This is a genomic window from Thalassotalea sp. HSM 43 (assembly GCF_004752005.1).
Lineage (GTDB): Bacteria > Pseudomonadota > Gammaproteobacteria > Enterobacterales > Alteromonadaceae > Thalassotalea_A.
On sequence record NZ_CP038493.1, the window covers coordinates 3,181,887 to 3,198,781 of the forward strand.

The 16,895-nt window shown below is 43.9% G+C and carries 12 protein-coding genes; 9 read left to right on the forward strand and 3 right to left on the reverse strand.

Features of this window, described 5'->3' with window-relative positions:
• Positions 1 to 205: 205 nt before the first annotated feature.
• Positions 206 to 1,243, forward strand: a complete 1,038-nt coding sequence (locus tag E2K93_RS13945; protein WP_135439684.1) for a S1C family serine protease — start codon at positions 206 to 208, stop codon at positions 1,241 to 1,243.
• Between the two features lie 75 nt (positions 1,244 to 1,318).
• On the opposite strand, the gene E2K93_RS13950 is transcribed toward E2K93_RS13945, so the two are convergent.
• From E2K93_RS13950 to aqpZ, 3 genes are all read right to left on the reverse strand, one after another.
• Positions 1,319 to 2,467 carry an HlyD family secretion protein gene (locus tag E2K93_RS13950; protein ID WP_135439685.1) on the reverse strand — a complete coding sequence of 383 codons (1,149 nt, stop codon included), beginning with the start codon at positions 2,465 to 2,467 and terminating at the stop codon, positions 1,319 to 1,321.
• 2 nt (positions 2,468 to 2,469) lie between these two features.
• Positions 2,470 to 2,787: a DUF3302 domain-containing protein gene (locus E2K93_RS13955; RefSeq protein ID WP_135439686.1), complete on the reverse strand. Its 318-nt coding sequence runs from the start codon at positions 2,785 to 2,787 to the stop codon at positions 2,470 to 2,472.
• 233 nt (positions 2,788 to 3,020) lie between these two features.
• The gene (aqpZ, locus tag E2K93_RS13960; protein ID WP_135439687.1) at positions 3,021 to 3,722 is read right to left on the reverse strand and encodes an aquaporin Z; all 702 of its coding nucleotides are present in this window, start codon (positions 3,720 to 3,722) and stop codon (positions 3,021 to 3,023) included.
• A gap of 604 nt (positions 3,723 to 4,326) precedes the next feature.
• On the opposite strand from aqpZ, the gene E2K93_RS13965 reads away from it, so the two are divergent.
• From E2K93_RS13965 to nagA, 8 genes are all read left to right on the forward strand, one after another.
• On the forward strand, positions 4,327 to 6,921 hold the full coding sequence (locus E2K93_RS13965; RefSeq protein WP_211183539.1) for a TonB-dependent receptor: 2,595 nt from the start codon (positions 4,327 to 4,329) through the stop codon (positions 6,919 to 6,921).
• 156 nt (positions 6,922 to 7,077) lie between these two features.
• The gene (locus E2K93_RS13970) at positions 7,078 to 7,791 is read left to right on the forward strand and encodes a SapC family protein (protein ID WP_135439688.1); all 714 of its coding nucleotides are present in this window, start codon (positions 7,078 to 7,080) and stop codon (positions 7,789 to 7,791) included.
• A 48-nt stretch (positions 7,792 to 7,839) separates the two neighbouring features.
• Positions 7,840 to 9,378, forward strand: a complete 1,539-nt coding sequence (locus E2K93_RS13975) for a tryptophan halogenase family protein (RefSeq protein ID WP_135439689.1) — start codon at positions 7,840 to 7,842, stop codon at positions 9,376 to 9,378.
• A gap of 19 nt (positions 9,379 to 9,397) precedes the next feature.
• Entirely contained in the window at positions 9,398 to 10,996 is a 1,599-nt protein-coding gene (locus tag E2K93_RS13980) for a tryptophan halogenase family protein (RefSeq protein ID WP_228445319.1), read from the forward strand.
• A gap of 56 nt (positions 10,997 to 11,052) precedes the next feature.
• Complete coding sequence (locus E2K93_RS13985; RefSeq protein ID WP_135439690.1) at positions 11,053 to 13,689, forward strand: family 20 glycosylhydrolase; 2,637 nt, start codon at positions 11,053 to 11,055, stop codon at positions 13,687 to 13,689.
• Positions 13,690 to 13,829: 140 nt separating this feature from the next.
• On the forward strand, positions 13,830 to 14,714 hold the full coding sequence (gene nagK / locus E2K93_RS13990) for an N-acetylglucosamine kinase (protein WP_135439691.1): 885 nt from the start codon (positions 13,830 to 13,832) through the stop codon (positions 14,712 to 14,714).
• Positions 14,715 to 14,742: 28 nt separating this feature from the next.
• Positions 14,743 to 15,738 carry a glucosamine-6-phosphate deaminase NagB-II gene (nagB-II, locus tag E2K93_RS13995; protein ID WP_416316097.1) on the forward strand — a complete coding sequence of 332 codons (996 nt, stop codon included), beginning with the start codon at positions 14,743 to 14,745 and terminating at the stop codon, positions 15,736 to 15,738.
• 20 nt (positions 15,739 to 15,758) lie between these two features.
• Positions 15,759 to 16,895, forward strand: coding sequence for an N-acetylglucosamine-6-phosphate deacetylase (gene nagA, locus E2K93_RS14000; protein WP_135439692.1), 1,137 nt, complete (start codon positions 15,759 to 15,761; stop codon positions 16,893 to 16,895).

Sequence of the window (16,895 nt, forward strand, 5' to 3'; positions counted from 1 at the left end):
ACCTTGATGTTAATAATTATTTTCTTGTCATTAATTAAGTTATCGCCAAGAGGAGCGCAATATTGGCGAATATGTGAGCCGCGAAACACACTTAACGTCGAATGTTGGTAACCTATTTATTCTCTTTGTAAGTGGGTTTTGTTTGTTGTCTGCGTTATTTCAACTATCCTCCTTAATAGAAAGCATACTTATATTTGGGGGATTAATGCTTAAACGACAAATACTTACTATCACTATTTTAACTCTTATGATGAGTTTTACGGCTAGGGCCGAAAGTGCCGTTAAAGACCTGTTTAAAAAGGTTAACAATGGTGTTGTAGAGTTACATGTTATAGCCATCGCAGCTCCTAAAACCGGACAAGTGCTTTATAAAGAAACCAAAGAGAAAACGTTAGGATCAGGTGCCTTAATCAATAAAAACGGTAATATTTTAACCGCCGCGCATGTGGTTGGTCGTTCGGTAAAAATTGAAGTGCTATTTGCTAATGGCAGCAAATCGTCAGGGCACGTTGTTTGGGTCGATAAGACTCTTGATTTAGCAATGATTCGTGCTAGAAAAGTACCTGATGATGTGGAGCCATTAAAACTCGCTGCCCCAGGTAGTTACAATATCGGTGAGCAGGTTATCGCCATTGGTGCGCCTTATGGTGCCAGCCACAGTTTATCGGTTGGTTATTTAAGTGCGGTGCGTGAACGTGAATTTTTGCAAGGCTCAAATATCAAGGCAAAGTTCTTGCAGACTGATGCCTCGATTAACCAAGGTAACTCGGGCGGCCCATTGTTTAATTTAGATGGCGATATCATAGGTATTGTCAGTCATATTCTGTCGCGTTCAGGTGGTAGCAATGGTTTAGGTTTCGTAGTCTCAGTTGATACCATTCACAGCGTGATCGAATCAGAGCCGCCAGAATTTTTAGGCTTTATCCCTTATATGCTAAAAGAAAAGCAGGCTAAAGCACTAAACAATCCATTTGGCTATGGTTTGTTGATTCAAAATGTTATTCCGGCAACCCTTGCTGACAAGCTCGGCTTTAAAGGCGGTTATATCAATGTTGTTATCGGTCGGCAAAATGTATTATTAGGTGGCGACATTATCCTTGAAATTGACGGTGTCAAACTCGATAGCATTGAAAATATAATCTCAGTGCGCAATAAGTTTGGCAAGTTCAAAAAAGGAGAGAAAGTGTCGTTTAAGTTCCTGCGCAATGGGGTTGTCAAAGACATTGTTTGGGACGTCGATTAAGCCGCCTATATAATGATTAATTCTAGTTTGAAAAAGCCGCTATAAAGCGGCTTTTTTTATGATGTTTTTAGCACATTATTTGATGGGGTAAATGTATTTCAACCACGCCATCATGCGTAATAAAATTCGTCTGACAATGGAGGTATGCAAAAAGTCGCCATCGTGATTCAACGCTACAGCTTGCCCTTGTATGCCTAGCGGTAAGTTATAATCGTTCAGATCTTCATCTAGCTCAATTAGGCCTATAACAAAGCCATGACGAGAAATGACGTTTGCCTGGATCAAAGCACCAGTGGCTTGAATCTCACCTTCTTGCATTGCCGGCACAATGGAAACTAATTTGCCAGTAAATACTTTGCCAGGAATAGAGTCTAGAATCACCTCGGCTTCTAAGCCAACTTCCATGCGCTGTAATGAATTTTGCCAAAACATGGCGGCAATGCGGCGTTTTTCTTTAGGGATGAATGTCATTGCTGGTCGCAATGGCAGTTTGGTCGCTCTAACGCCAGGTCGCAGTGCTATTTGTGTCGCCATGCCGTCGGTAGGAGCTCTTACGGTCGTTCTTTCTAAGTCTAATTGCGCTTTATTTCGTGCTTCAATAAGTTGCGCTACTTCGGTATCTTCACCGGCAATTAAAGACTCAGCAGCAAATTCCAGTCGGCGTTGATCCGCTAATGCTGCTTTTAGTTTGGCTTCACTTGCTTCGTAAAGCTTTAAGCGCTGATCCATCTCTTGCGGTGTGAAAGGTGAATTCTCGCCACCATTATCAAAGCCTTCTTTATAGCGTAAATAGGTGGTTTTAGCGCGATCTCGATTGGCTTTCGCTTCGTCAGTCGAGGCCATAGCAACTTGCAATGCTTCGTCTTTTTGAAACGCGCCGCTGCGCGCATCGGCGAGTGCCGCTTCGGCTTTACGCAGGGCAATAACTTGCTCATCATTGACCAAAGTAAATAACACATCACCTTGTTTAACGTGTTGATTAGGTTGTACTTCTACTGTTTTAACTGTGCCCGCTATTTGTGGCACGATTGGCACACTGGCAAACACTTCTTTGGCGTATTTCGCATACGGGTGGTTGTAATTCATGATCACCATAATGGCTGATAACACCAATACACCACCGAGCACAGCGGTCGGTACAGACCATTTATTTAATGGGATTTTAAATACTTTGAAGATAAAAACACAGATCGCGGTATAGGTTAAAATAATCAGCATATCCATAATTATTTATCCTTATCAATCTGTTGTTTAAGCGCGTTTAGTTCGTCTTTGAGATCGCTTAACTGCTGTTGAATATCATTTTGCTTAGAGCCTACACCCCAACCAACGTCTTCTTTATACAAAGTCGCCCAAATCCACAAAAACGGCCAAATGGCGTGCAAGGTAAATAGACTCACCCAACCCGCTACATGAATGGCATCTTGATGCGGGTGATTGCGTTTCTCGGCGATTTCATAAGGTATGTCATGGATGACAATAATGCCGTAAAAAAGCACAAGAAATACAAAAAACACTAAAAATAGGGCGACGTATTCAAGCATATGCGCTTACTCCAAAGATATCGCAAAAAAAATTATAAATTGCTATACATAAAGCATTGTTTATTTTGCCAAAAAATCAAACTTGATAGGCGTAGAACAACGATAAATGTGGATTACAGTTAACCAAGAAAATCGGCCTAGGAGAAAAATCAATGACAGCAAAGCCAACGAGCGGAGAAGGGGAATGCAGGCTAAAAGGGAATTAGCCTGCATTTAGATGTATATAACAGAGTTTAACTGTCTTTTTCAGCGCTTACCCAACCATAGACTTTACCGGCAAGCACGGCACCTACAATAGGCGCGACCCAAAATAGCCATAATTGCGCTGTCGCCCAATCACCAACAAATACCGCGACACCAGTGCTTCGTGCCGGGTTTACTGAGGTATTACTGACAGGAATGGTGATAAGGTGAATCAAAGTCAGACATAGGCCGATAGCAATAGGAGCGAAACCCGCCGGAGCGCGTTTATCGGTTGCGCCAAGAATAACCATTAAGAACATAAACGTCATAACCACTTCGGCAACTAAAACAGAGACCATCGAGTAACCGCCTGGAGAATGCTGACCGTAACCGTTGGATGCAAATCCACCGGCGACATCAAAACCAGGAGCGCCTGAGGCAATGACATACAAAATGGCTGCGCCAACAATACCACCGGCGACTTGGGCGATGATATAGGGGACTAACTCATTCGCTGGAAAACGGCCACCTGACCATAAACCAAAAGATACCGCTGGGTTTAAGTGGCAACCTGATACATGGCCAATAGCAAAAGCCATAGTTAGCACGGTCAAACCAAATGCCAATGAAACACCAACGAATCCAATGCCCAGTTCTGGGTAACCCGCAGCTAAAACCGCGCTGCCGCAACCGCCAAGAACGAGCCAAAACGTGCCAAAGAATTCGGCGGCTAATTTGTTCGTTAAAGTCATCTTGTTTTCCTTATTGTTTAACGGCTTGCGACATAATTTGATTATGTCCGCATCTGCCAAGTTAGGTTTTGCCTTGGTTAAAGCTTCAGCAAAATATTGACCTTTATGTTTGTCATGACAGTGGCATGGCACGCATGACTATGACGTTCGCGAAAACATCGTATTAAGAACTTTATAGCAAAGATAAATCATTTGTTTTCAGTTGTTTACCTTTGTCCTTAATAAATTTAGTCGGACATTGAAAAAGTTTCCTTAAATTCGTCAATAAATTTTTAATATCGGTCATAAAATATGAGTTTTAGCGCCGTTTTTTGATTTTGTAAGTGAAAACTTTTGTTAAGTTAAAAATTTTCAGGTGTTTTATATGTCGTTGATATTGTTGTTTAAATTTAGTTTGTTGTAAATCAATTGTTAATTGGTTAAGGGCAAATATTACAAAAATGTGTAATTTTTTGTAGCCAAAACGTTAATTTCATTGTATGGTTATTTCAAGTCTTTTGACAGCGCTGTCATTTTGGTGGACAAGATAGGAAGTTAGTGATCATTGCTTCTCAAAATCGGCCCTGATTAAAAGTAAAAACTAAAAAAAAGTAAGGGAAAGAAAATGTCTATGAAATTCCAAAAGCACGTTTTGGCCAGCTCTATAGCTATGGTCTTAGCTGGTGCTTCAGCACAAGCAATTGCTGCTGATGATGCACAGGCAAACGCTGATGAGAATATCGAAGTTATTGAGGTTACGGGTATCCGTGGCTCGAACAAGAAAAACCTAAACGCTAAGCGTTTCTCAAATTCAATTGTTGATGTCATCTCTGCAGAAGATATCGGTAAGTTTCCAGATAAAAACGTTGCTGAGTCATTGCAACGTATTCCTGGTGTAACTATTCAGCGTCAATTTGGTGAAGGTGCCGCAGTATCGATTCGTGGTGCAGGCCAAGATTTGACACTCACCACACTAAATGGTCAAAACGTCGCCTCAACCGGTTGGTTTGTACTTGAGCCAGCAAAACGTAGTTTTAACTATGAGTTGTTGCCTTCGGAAATCGTTGGTGATTTGGAAGTTCATAAGACATCTCGCGCCGATTTGGCCGAAGGTGGTATCGGTGGTACGGTAATCGTTCACACCCGTAAGCCGCTTGATCTTGACGCCAATACAATTTTCGCATCTGCTGAAGCGTCTTATCAAGAAGATTCAGAAGAAACTGACCCACAAGCGTCAGCTATGTACAGCTGGAAGAATGAATCTGAAAGCATCGGTTTCTTACTATCCGGTGTTGCTCAAGAACGCTCACTACAACGTCAAGGTAATGAAGCATTCTGGGAGTGGGGTGCAGGCCCTGTTGCGTTCGAACAAGAACGTAAACGTACCGCTATCACTGCGACATTACAGTACGCACCAACAGATAACATGGATTTCGTGTTGAACTACATCGACATGGAAATGGAAGCGGATAACACCAACTACGCGTTATGGTTAACGCAAGCTGATACCAGTTGGGGCGATTCGTCTAACACAACATGGTTAGGTCAAGAAACGGATGCCGAAGGTAATATTACTAACCAAGGTACGCAAGTAGCAGGTCCTCTAAACGTAGCGTTTTATCAAATGCGTCCACGTGAAGCGACCATGGACTCTGACGTTGTTGATCTAACCTTCAACTATCAAGGCGATGGTTACACATTTAAATTCCAAGCAGGTACGACCGAATCAACTGGTGGTACTGACTTTGAAATGGTTCTAGACGACGGTCTTGTACCTTCCCTTGCCGGTGGTTCTTACGATTTTACTGGTGGCAATCAAACCTGGGACCTCCCTGCTGGGTTTGATATGAAAACCTATGATCCAGGTTCATTGGCAATGGGTACAGGTCCTAACTTTAACCGTACACCGAAAACCGACGAAGAAAGCTACTTTCAAGCTGACGTAACGTTCGACGTTGACTATGGTTTGGTTACTGCGATTAAGACCGGTTTTAAGTTCGCTGAGCATGAAACTACCTCACGTCGTTATGAGTACATTCAATCAGATGATTTCAACAATGTGATCAGCACCGATGGTATCCAAGATGGCACTATTGATGTTGGCGCAGGTAACTACCAAATCAAGAAGTTTGATGCCGATGCATTGAAAGATTGGGCAAAAGCCAGCATCGTTGGTGAGACGGAAGACCTAGGTTCTTACAGCCACATTGAAGAAGATAACTGGGCAGCTTACGTTATGGCTGAATTCCAAGGTGACGGTTTTGCCGGTAACTTTGGTGTACGTTATGCCGCGACAGATGCGAAGTCTATCTACTATGTAGATGGCGAGAAAACAAACACTGATTCTGATTACGCTGAATTCTTACCAAGCTTTAACTTGAAGATGGACCTAGCCGATGACGTAATCATGCGTGTTGCTGCATCTCGTGCGATGGCTCGTCCACAGTACGTCGATATGTACGTAAACCCAAATGTTGTTGGTACCAACGATGACTTGCCTGATAACCAGTTCTGGGTTGTTGGTAACGTTGGTCTAGACCCGTTCATCGCTGATATGTTTGATATCGGTATCGAATGGTACTTCAACGAAAGTTCATTACTAAGTGCGACGTTGTTTATGAAAGACGTTAAGAACTTCGTAACCTTTAACGAGTATCACGCTGATGCAGCAGACATCGACTTCCCACTAGAAGGTGATGAAGCGGCAAACGGTTGGACTGTACAAGAGAAGTCTAACGGTAAAGATGCGCAAATCGAAGGTCTTGAACTTCAGTATCAACAGGACTTTGGTAATGGTTTTGGTACCCTTATCAACTATACCTACACAGATACGAATACCGATGAAGACACCTACGTTGATGGTAACCCGTTCTTGAGCGACAGCTCGAAAGATCAGTACAACATCACTGGTTACTACGAAAATGACACGATTTCAGTGCGTTTATCATATAACTGGCGTAGTGAGTACATGATTCGCGAAACAGGTTCATACGGTAACCGTTTACACGATGACTTCGGTTCACTTGATTTGAGTGCAACTTGGCATGTTACTGATTACCTAGACATCCGTCTAGATGCAGTTAACTTGACTGAAGAAGACGCTAAACAGTTCGGTAATAACAACTACCCAACGTCATACAGCGGCTTCACACGTGGCTTCCCATTATATGAATATGAGATGGCACGTCGTGTAAATGTAGGCGCTAGCGTACGTTTCTAAACACAAACGCGTTAATCACACGTTAAAAAAGGGGAGATTTCTCCCCTTTGTTTAGAAAATTTGTAAATATCACTTGTATTGGCTTGTTTAACCGGTTTAGTCTTATCGACGCATAATTATAAATTCGAAATCAGGCAGCATTTTGGGAGTAGTAAAATGAGCCAAGCAAATATTCAGCCTTTGAACAAAAATGTTCACGGCAAAACAAAGATTAAAAACCAAACTAATTTCCCTCACGTAAGCGGCCAGCATTTGGCGCCTGTTGTTGTACAGGAGTTCTCACGTGCAGGTGCTGAATTCCCAGTAGTGTTTGTTAAAAACTCTGAATCAGGTGAATTCCAACCGGTAGCACTATTTGGTGTTAAGCCCGGTGAAAACTTATATACCGCCGAAGAAAACTGGCAAGGTACCTATGTACCAGCAGCATTGACCCATTTTCCTCTGGCGTTGGTTCCTGAAAGCCAGGAATCTGACAAGTTTATGGTAGTTATTGCTACTGAAAACAGTGTTGTAAATGAAGAAGAGGGTAATGCCCTGTTCCAAGACAATGGCGAAGAAACCGAATATCTAGCTCGTCGTAAGCAAGCACTTGGTAAGTTTTTTGAAAACTCTCATATTACCAAAGCTTTCACCAAAGAATTGGTTGATCGTGAGCTGCTTATCCCGCAAAACTTGGATATCCAAGCAAATGGCGAGAAGATTCAAATTAACGGTTTGTACATCGTCGATGAAAAGAAACTTAATGAACTTTCAGATGAAGAGTTTCTGACGTTGCGTAAACGCGGCATGATTGGCCCAATCTACGCACACCTGAACTCTGTTAACCAAATACATCGTCTGGTTAAAAAGAAAGTGTCATTAAGCAGTTAACTGACATAGGAGTCAGGCTTATAACCTGACTCCTTCCAGGGATGCTTTATGAACGAATCCGTGCAATCTATCACCATAGTAGGTGGTGGTTCATCGGGCTGGATGACGGCCCTTTATTTAAACCAGCTTTATAATCACAAACAACAACGCGTAGCTATTCGCGTTATCGAGTCCAAAGACATTGGTATCCTCGGTGTTGGTGAAGCCACGGTTCATTCAATTCGATTCTTCTTTGCCGCCATGGGCATCGATGAAAACGAGTTAATCCAAGCAACAAATGCGACGCTTAAAACGGGCATTATGTTTCGTAACTGGATGAAGCCAAAACAAGGCAATAGCCACGAATATTTCCATCCTTTTGAGCATCAAGCTCTTGGTAGCATTACCGATATATCATCTGCGTGGATCTTGAGTTCGCGCCAACTATTTGAACGCTATGATCAAGGCGTTAGTGTGTCGGCGCATTTGATGAAAAATAACCTGACGCCAAAAATGGCGCAATCTAAACCTTATCAAGGCGTTGTCCCTTACGGCTACCATTTAGATGCCACTATGATGGCACGCTTTCTACGTGATAAAGCGAAGCAACGTGGCGTCGAACACGTTGAAGCGACAGTAACCGATGTAATAACTGTTGGTAACAACATCGAGCGTGTTATCACTGAGCAGGGCGAATTTTCAGCAGATCTGTTCATTGATTGCAGTGGCTTTAAGGGCTTGTTGATTGAGCGTTTAAAAGATAATAACTGGCAGAGCTTCAAAAAAGAATTGCCGTGCACTAAAGCGGTGGCGATGCAACTTAAGTTTGCCGATAAGCAAATTCCACGTAGCTATACCACGGCCACGGCATTGACCAATGGCTGGGTATGGGAAATCGATCTTAATAATCGCCGTGGCACCGGCTATGTCTATGATGGCGACCGAATCAGTGCTGAACAAGCTGAGCAGGAACTGAAACAGTTTTTGCAGCAAAGCGGTGATATAGAAGTGGTAAAAACCCTGCACCTTGATATGAAAGTTGGCTGTCGTAAAGAGTTTTGGGTTGGCAATTGCATTAGCATCGGCTTATCGGGCGGCTTTATTGAGCCGTTAGAGTCAACTGGACTGCATATCATCAATATCGGCGCCAAATTATTGGCGACCCATCTCAATGAAAAACATACTCAGCAATCGACTCGTGATTCATATAACCGATTGATGAATGGTGTTTATGATGATCTCAAACGCTTTATTGTCTTGCATTATTGTTTGACGGATCGTGATGATAGCGAATTTTGGCGTTATGCACAAACGACCGCGCAATACAGCGATGACCTGCAACGTCAATTGCAGATTTGGCGCCATAAAACCTGTGAATTTATGGACTTAAGTGGTGGTTTTGCAACGACGTTTACCGACGAAAACTATCGTTTCATTTTATATGGCATGGACTATTTACCGCAATTGCACATGCCGTTTGATGAGCAAGAATGCCAGCAAATGTTTGCCAGGTTGCAGATGATGGCAACACGAGCTCAGTCGGTAGTGTATTCCAACTACGACTGGTTACAAATGATGCATGGTGAGCGCACCGTCAGTGCAAACTAACGGTTATTAAGGGACGATTGTGGAAAACAAGCAAGCAAATCATGGTGCTGATGGCGCCATCGAACATATAGTCGTTGTTGGTGGTGGCACCGCAGGCTGGCTGAGCGCCAATCATTTGCTAAAGCAACTTGGTAAGCGCAATATACGCATTACGCTAATCGAATCGCCAGACATAGCCACGGTAGGTGTTGGTGAAGGCACAGTGCCGATGATGCGCCAAACCCTGCAAGAATTAGGAATTCGTGAAACCGAATTTATTCAACGATGTGACGTCACCTTTAAACAAGGCATTAAGTTCATCGACTGGTTGGATAACCCTGATGACAGCCTAGCCAATGCTGACAAGCCTTATTATCACCATATATTTGATTACCCATTAATCCATGAGTTTAACGATTTAACCGAACATTACCTCTCAGGGCATGCACCAAAGCAAACCAGTTTTGTTGATGCGGTTGCGTTCCAAGGTAAGGTGTGTGACCAACATCGTGCGCCAAAAGACATAACCACGCCAGAATATCAGGGCCAATTGCATTACGCCTATCACCTAGATGCCGGAAAATTTTCAGAACTATTAAAAGAGCATGCCATTAAACAAGGTGTGCATCATGTTAAAGCCAATGTGACTGACGTCAAACTGGCTAACAACGGTGATATTGAGGCACTTGAAACCGATTGTGCGGGTGTTATCTCAGCGCAATTTTTTGTCGATTGCAGTGGCTTTCGCTCATTATTATTAGGCCAAGCGCTTGGCGTCGATTTTATTGATAAAAGCGATGTGTTGTTTGTTGATAAAGCCGTTGTTGCGCAAATTGCTTACCCTGAAGGGCAACCAGACATACCATCTTACACCTTATCTACTGCACAAAAACATGGCTGGATATGGGATATCGGTTTGCAATCACGTCGCGGTGTCGGCCATGTCTACAGCTCGCGCTATTGCAGCGAGCAAGAGGCCAAGGCGACGTTAATTGATTATATAAATGCCGGTGAGCATGACGCACAAACCGAGATTAAGCTGCGCACTATAGATATGAAAATAGGCTATCGAGAAAAATTTTGGTCACGCAATTGTGCGGCGATAGGTTTATCTCAGGGCTTTGTCGAGCCACTTGAAGCGACCGGACTACTGGTATTTGATGCCACCGCAAAACTATTGGCGAGTCAATTTCCAGCCAATCGCAGCCATATGGATATTGTCGCTAAACAGTTTAATAGCCGAGTAAACGAAAGCTGGTTAAGAGTCATCGATTTTATCAAGTTACATTACTGTCTAAGTCGCCGCGACGACAGTGAATTTTGGCGAGCCAATCGAGACCCAAGCAGCTGCCCACAATCACTACAAGACAGGTTAGCATTGTGGCGTCATCAAGCACCTAGCGCCTACGACTTTGCCAGTCGATTCGAGATATTCAATCTAGAAAATTATTTGTATGTACTGTATGGCATGGAATTCGACAGCCAAGTGCCTAACAATTCTGACCTAGAGCAAAATAAGGCGCAGGCGCAAGCCTTTTTTGCCCGTGTTGCTGAGCATGGCAACACATTAACAGCGCAAATGCCTGATCACGCAGAATTGCTGAACAAAATAAATAAATTCGGGTTGCAGACCCGATAACCTCGAAGGCTCACTAGCTAGCCTTTTCACATAATAACGACAACAAAAGAGATACCATGATGAAAAACGCTTTTGCACTAAGTTTGCTTGCTTCGTCTTTGCTGTTTGGCTGCTCTGAGCCGGTAAGCAATGTCAAAATAGACAAACAAGCTGAAGTCGACAAATTTGCTGATAGCGCCAAGATTGAATTCGAATTGGTAAGCAATGTGCCAAGCGATAAATGTGACTCGGCACGCACCGATGGCAATTGTTTTCATGGTCGATTACATATAACTCCGGCCGCGGATTACGCCGCCGATGACTTACATATTTACTTTTCCCAAATAAACCCTGTGCAAAGTGTTGCATCAGAGCACTTTACTATTGAACACATCAATGGCGACTTGCATCGTCTGCAAACAAAGGCTGATTTTAACGGCTTGCAAGCGGGACAAACCTACACCATAGATTACTGGGTTGATTTTTGGACCTTGTCTGAAACCGATGCTCTACCAAATTACATTGCCCATCTTGATGGTACCGAGGCGCGTGTTATTGTCAGTACACAAACCCAAATCGATGCGGAAACAGGCCTGGAGCGATACCCGTTCGTAAAAAGTTTTGCCGATGAAACGACCCAGTTTAAGCGAACCAAAGACGATGCCACACAATGGGCCACCGCAGAACGTCTGTATCAACGTAACGAAAAATTAAGCGCCAGTGATCACCAGTTGGCCACGGCACTTATTCCGACACCATCGCAAGTTATCGTCTCTACCGGCAGTATTGACTTGCAACAAGGCATTAAGCTGAACGTTACTGGCGTTGATAAAACGCAATTAGCCATGGCAATTAAGCGCTTGCAGCAATTGGGCATTAGCGAAAGCGATTCAGGTGTTGAGCTTAACCTAACACTTGATGCGTCATTAGCCATCGCCAATGAAGGCTATCAATTAAAAAGCTCAGAGCAGGGCATTGCCATTGCAGCAAGTTCAATCGGCGGTCTATTTTATGGTGTGCAATCAATCGCCGGGCTTGTTGATGTGACGAAATTGACCATGCCGCATGTCAATATTGATGATGCGCCGCATTATGGTTTTCGTGGCATGATGGTGGATGTTGCTCGAAACTTCCATTCGAAACAGTTTGTGCTTGATTTAATTGAGCAAATGGCTGCTTATAAGCTGAATAAATTGCACCTTCATCTTGGTGATGACGAAGGTTGGCGCTTAGAAATTAACGATTTACCTGAGCTGACCGATATTGGCTCAAAACGATGCTTTGATTTGACCGAACAACGTTGTTTATTGCCGCAATTAGGTGCGGGCGTAGACCCAACGTCAGTTGTTAACGGTTATTACAGCCGCGAAGATTACATTGAGATATTGCAATATGCCGATCAACATCAGATCCAAGTGATTCCATCACTGGATATGCCAGGCCACTCTCGTTCATCTATTGTAGCGATGAAAGCTCGCTATAAGCGCCTTATGGCAGAAGGGGATGAGCAAGCAGCAAAACAATACTTATTGCACGATGAAAACGATACCACGGTGTACTCTTCAATTCAGTATTACAACGACAATACCATTAACGCCTGTATGGAATCATCGTATGCGTTTGTCGCTAAAGTCATGGATGAAGTCAAAGCGCTACACGCAGAAGCGGGCCAGCCATTAACACGCTATCACATTGGTGCCGATGAAACCGCCGGTGCTTGGGTCGAGTCTCCAATTTGTCAGGCATTTCTTGCCAATAATGATGAAGGCATCACCAAAGCCGAACAATTGGGTGGTTACTTTGTTGAGCGCGTTGCCAAGATATTATCTGAACGTGGCATCGAAACCGCTGGCTGGAGTGATGGCATGAGCCATACCCGCTTTGAAAAAATGCCGAGTTTTGCTCAAGCCAACAGTTGGGGATTGACCTACTGGCAAGGCCATCAAGTTGCTCATAAGTTAGCCAACAATGGTTGGGATCTTGTGGTGTCGAGCCCAGATGTGACTTATTTTGATTTTCCTTATGAGGCGGATCCTAAGGAGCACGGCTATTATTGGGCGTCACGCCACAGCAACACCGAAAAACTGTTTCAATTTATGCCAGATAATCTGCCGGTTCACGCCGAGTTTTGGTTAGACCGCCAAGATTTACCGTACCAAACCGATGACACATTGCAAAAAGATGAGCAGGGCAAGGTGGTTTCAGGACCATTAAAGGCAGGTGTTCGTTTTGCCGGTATTCAAGGTCAATTGTGGAGCGAGAATACCCGTAACGACGATTTAGCCGAGTACAAAATCTTTCCGCGCCTATTTGCTTTAGCAGAGCGCGCATGGCACAGCCCAGAATGGGCGGTAGCTTACGATTACAATGGCGCTACCTTTGATCAGAACAGTGGTCGCTTTAGCGCTGAAAAGCGCCAACAACGAGATCAACTGTGGGCAAATTTTGCCGATACGATAGCCAATAAAGAGCTTGCTAAATTAGAGCTAGCGGATATTTTTTATCGACTACCGACGCCTGGTGCTAAAGTGGTTGACGGACAATTGCATATGAACAGCCCTTACCCAGGGTTAACCATGCAATATCGTTATAATGAGCAATGGCAACAATGGACAGCACCGGTGGCGATAGACTCCGATGTCGAAGTTAGGTTGTTGTCGGTAAATGGCGATAGAGCTGGGCGCAAGTTGCTTGTTAAAGTGCCTAAAGGCTAGTTAGGTCAATGGTTTAGCAATTAATTTCAAAAAAATGAAAAAAGTAAATGACAGCGCTGTCATTTACCGTTAATATTCTAATAACAAAATCGCAAACTGCTGATCACAGATGGTTTGGCACTTTGTAGAATGAGGCAAGAATGGATAGCAAGAATCAACAATTATATTTGGGTATCGATGGTGGTGGCAGCAAGTGTAAAGCTGTGATCATGAATACCGATATGCAGATTCTAGGCGAGGGGATCGCAGGGGCAGCAAACCCGTTTCATAATTTAGAGCGTGCCCAACAGTCGATAATCGATGCCTGTGTATTGGCATTATCTGACGCCGGTTTAGAACGCAGCGCTATGCACAGCCTCATTGCAGGTGTTGGCTTGGCTGGTGTTAATCTGCCGAAATACTTTCAGTTAATGCAAGAATGGCAACACCCATTTAAGCAAATGCATTTGGCAACCGATCTGCATATTGCCTGCCTTGGTGCTCATGGTGAAGCGAAAGGCGCAATCATGATCAATGGTACGGGCTCAGTCGGTTATGTAACAAGTGGTGTTGAATCACTGGTTATCGGTGGTCATGGCTTCCCACACGGCGACATTTGCTCTGGTGCATGGTTAGGTTTTCGTGCTGTTGAGCAAGTGTTACTAAGTGACGATAAGCTTATTGAAGACACATTATTAACCGATAAGTTGTTCAAAAAGCTGGCGGTGAAGGACGCGAATACGTTAATTGAAGCGATTGCTGGTCAAGGTGCGACCTTTTATGGTCAGTTTGCTATCGATGTATTTGATTGTGCTGAAGCGGGTGACGCCATAGCACTGCAAATCATAGAACAAGGCGCCGCATATTTCTGCCAAGTATTTGATCGACTTATTGCTTTTCAACAAGGCAAAGTTGCCTTGATAGGCGGCATCAAAACTCGCCTAATGCCTTATTTACCAAAGCGTATTCATGAGCAAGTTATAGAACCTGTCAATCCTCCGGAATACGGCGCCGTTTTGTTTGCGATTAAACAAGTTAACAGCTAATCAATTTCATTACTTTATGGAAGACACTATGATCTCTTTAATGCAACAAGAAGCAAAACAAGCACCAGACGTTATAAAGCAACAGATTCATGAAAACGCGCCTATCGCTGCAAAAATAGGTGCCAAATTAACTGAATTTGCGCCGAAGATGGTGATGATCATAGGTCGTGGCTCGTCAGATCATGCCGGTGTATTCGCCAAGTATTTGATTGAAATTGAAGCCGGTATTCCAACATTTGCAGCGGCGCCATCGGTTGCCTCTGTATATGGCAAAACGTTACAGCTCGCCAACGCATTTGTCATCGTTATCTCTCAATCAGGTCGCAGCCCTGACATTCTTTCACAAGCACAAATGGCCAAAGACGCCGGTGCTTATGTTGTTGCTTTAGTTAATGATGAAAGCTCACCATTGGCGGCGTTGGTCGACGATGTGTTACCGCTTAGAGCCGGTCCTGAAAAATCTGTCGCGGCCACGAAAAGTTACTTAGCAACCTTATCGGCATTATTGCAACTGACGGCGCACTGGACTGATAATACATCTTTAGTTGACGCTTTAGAGCAATTACCAAGCGGTTTGCAAGCGGCGGTTGATAGCCAAGTACAATTGACCTCCGAGTCTTTGCAAAACACTCGTAACTTAGTCGTGCTGGGGCGTGGTTTAGGTTATGCGGTATCTAAAGAGATTGCGCTGAAATTAAAAGAAGTTTGTTCGATTCATGCCGAAGCCTTCTCAAGTGCGGAGTTTTTACACGGTCCAGTTACCTTAGTTGAGCAGCAACTAACCATTGTCGATTGTTTGGTAAATGATGAATCAAAAGACGCGCATCAACAACAAGTTGCTGAAGTAAAAAGTCGTGGGGCCGATGTTATTCACCTAAACCAGATTGTTGCCGATATGCACCCAAGACTGGCACCATTGTTAGTATTACAACGTTTTTATTTGGATGTAGAGCACGTTGCTGTGAGCAAAGGTTTTAATCCTGATGAGCCGAAAGGCTTGAAAAAAGTTACCCAAACTCTGTAGCGCAAGAAAGGATAGCCATCATGCAGCGTATTGCCATTGAAAAATTCTACGACGGTGAACAATTTCATCAAGATGTTGTTGTCGTTATCGAACATGGCCAAATTGTCGCTATTGAAGCCGCTAATGAATCCGAAGCGCTTAAGAGTGGCACTATGGTGGCTGGTTTTATTGACGTGCAAGTCAATGGTGGCGGTGGCGCATTATTTAATAGCAGCACCGATGTTAACAGCATCATCACCATAGGCAAAGCCCATGCCCAATATGGCACCACGGGCTTTTTACCGACCTTAATTACCGACGATGTGGCGATTATGGCAGATGCCGCCGATGCAATAGCTGAAGCGATCGCCACTCAAGCGGCAGGTGTGTTAGGCGTTCACTTTGAAGGGCCGCACTTATCGGTTGCTAAAAAAGGGGTACATAGCCCCGAATTTATCCGTCCTATTAGCGCGCAAGAAATGGCGATTTTTACTCGTCAGGATTTAGGGCAGGTTATCGTTACCCTTGCACCCGAGAACGTTGCAACCAGTGATATTGAAACTCTGGTGAAGGCAGGCGTTAAAGTATGTCTTGGTCACTCCAACGCTGAGTTTGACACGGTGCAAGCAGCCACTGATGCTGGAGCGACTGGCTTCACCCATTTGTTTAATGCCATGTCAGCATTTACCTCTCGTCAACCAGGTATGGTTGGCGCTGCATTACTAAATGACTCGACCTGGTGCGGTCTGATTGTCGATGGACATCATGTGCATTATCAGTCCGCAGCGATAGCTATCCGTGCTAAAGCGCAAGGTAAAATGATGTTAGTTACCGATGCTATGTCGGTGGTAGGCACAGACGAACAAAGCTTTCCGTTCTTCGGTGTTGATATTATTCGTACCGGTGATCGCTTAAATGCGCCGACTGGCGAATTGGCAGGCTCATGTCTTGATATGGCATCAGCGGTAGCAAACACCGTTAATAACGTCGGTATAGAGCTTGGTGAGGCATTAAATATGGCGTCACGTTATCCTGCAGAGTTTTTAGGCAAAGCAGCGCAATACGGCAGCTTGAAAGTTGGTATGCGAGCTGACTTGGTTATCCTTGATGATAACTTAAACGTGTTAGAAACATATATTGCGGGTGAGCAAGTATTCACCGGTGCAGCTCAATCTTGA

Coding starts and splice junctions, on each gene's coding strand:
- E2K93_RS13945 (WP_135439684.1), top strand. CDS start 206: ATGCTTAAACGACAAATACTTACTATCACTATTTTAACTCTTATGATG.
- E2K93_RS13950 (WP_135439685.1), bottom strand. CDS start 2,467: ATGGATATGCTGATTATTTTAACCTATACCGCGATCTGTGTTTTTATC.
- E2K93_RS13955 (WP_135439686.1), bottom strand. CDS start 2,787: ATGCTTGAATACGTCGCCCTATTTTTAGTGTTTTTTGTATTTCTTGTG.
- aqpZ (WP_135439687.1), bottom strand. CDS start 3,722: ATGACTTTAACGAACAAATTAGCCGCCGAATTCTTTGGCACGTTTTGG.
- E2K93_RS13965 (WP_211183539.1), top strand. CDS start 4,327: ATGTCTATGAAATTCCAAAAGCACGTTTTGGCCAGCTCTATAGCTATG.
- E2K93_RS13970 (WP_135439688.1), top strand. CDS start 7,078: ATGAGCCAAGCAAATATTCAGCCTTTGAACAAAAATGTTCACGGCAAA.
- E2K93_RS13975 (WP_135439689.1), top strand. CDS start 7,840: ATGAACGAATCCGTGCAATCTATCACCATAGTAGGTGGTGGTTCATCG.
- E2K93_RS13985 (WP_135439690.1), top strand. CDS start 11,053: ATGATGAAAAACGCTTTTGCACTAAGTTTGCTTGCTTCGTCTTTGCTG.
- nagK (WP_135439691.1), top strand. CDS start 13,830: ATGGATAGCAAGAATCAACAATTATATTTGGGTATCGATGGTGGTGGC.
- nagB-II (WP_416316097.1), top strand. CDS start 14,743: ATGATCTCTTTAATGCAACAAGAAGCAAAACAAGCACCAGACGTTATA.
- nagA (WP_135439692.1), top strand. CDS start 15,759: ATGCAGCGTATTGCCATTGAAAAATTCTACGACGGTGAACAATTTCAT.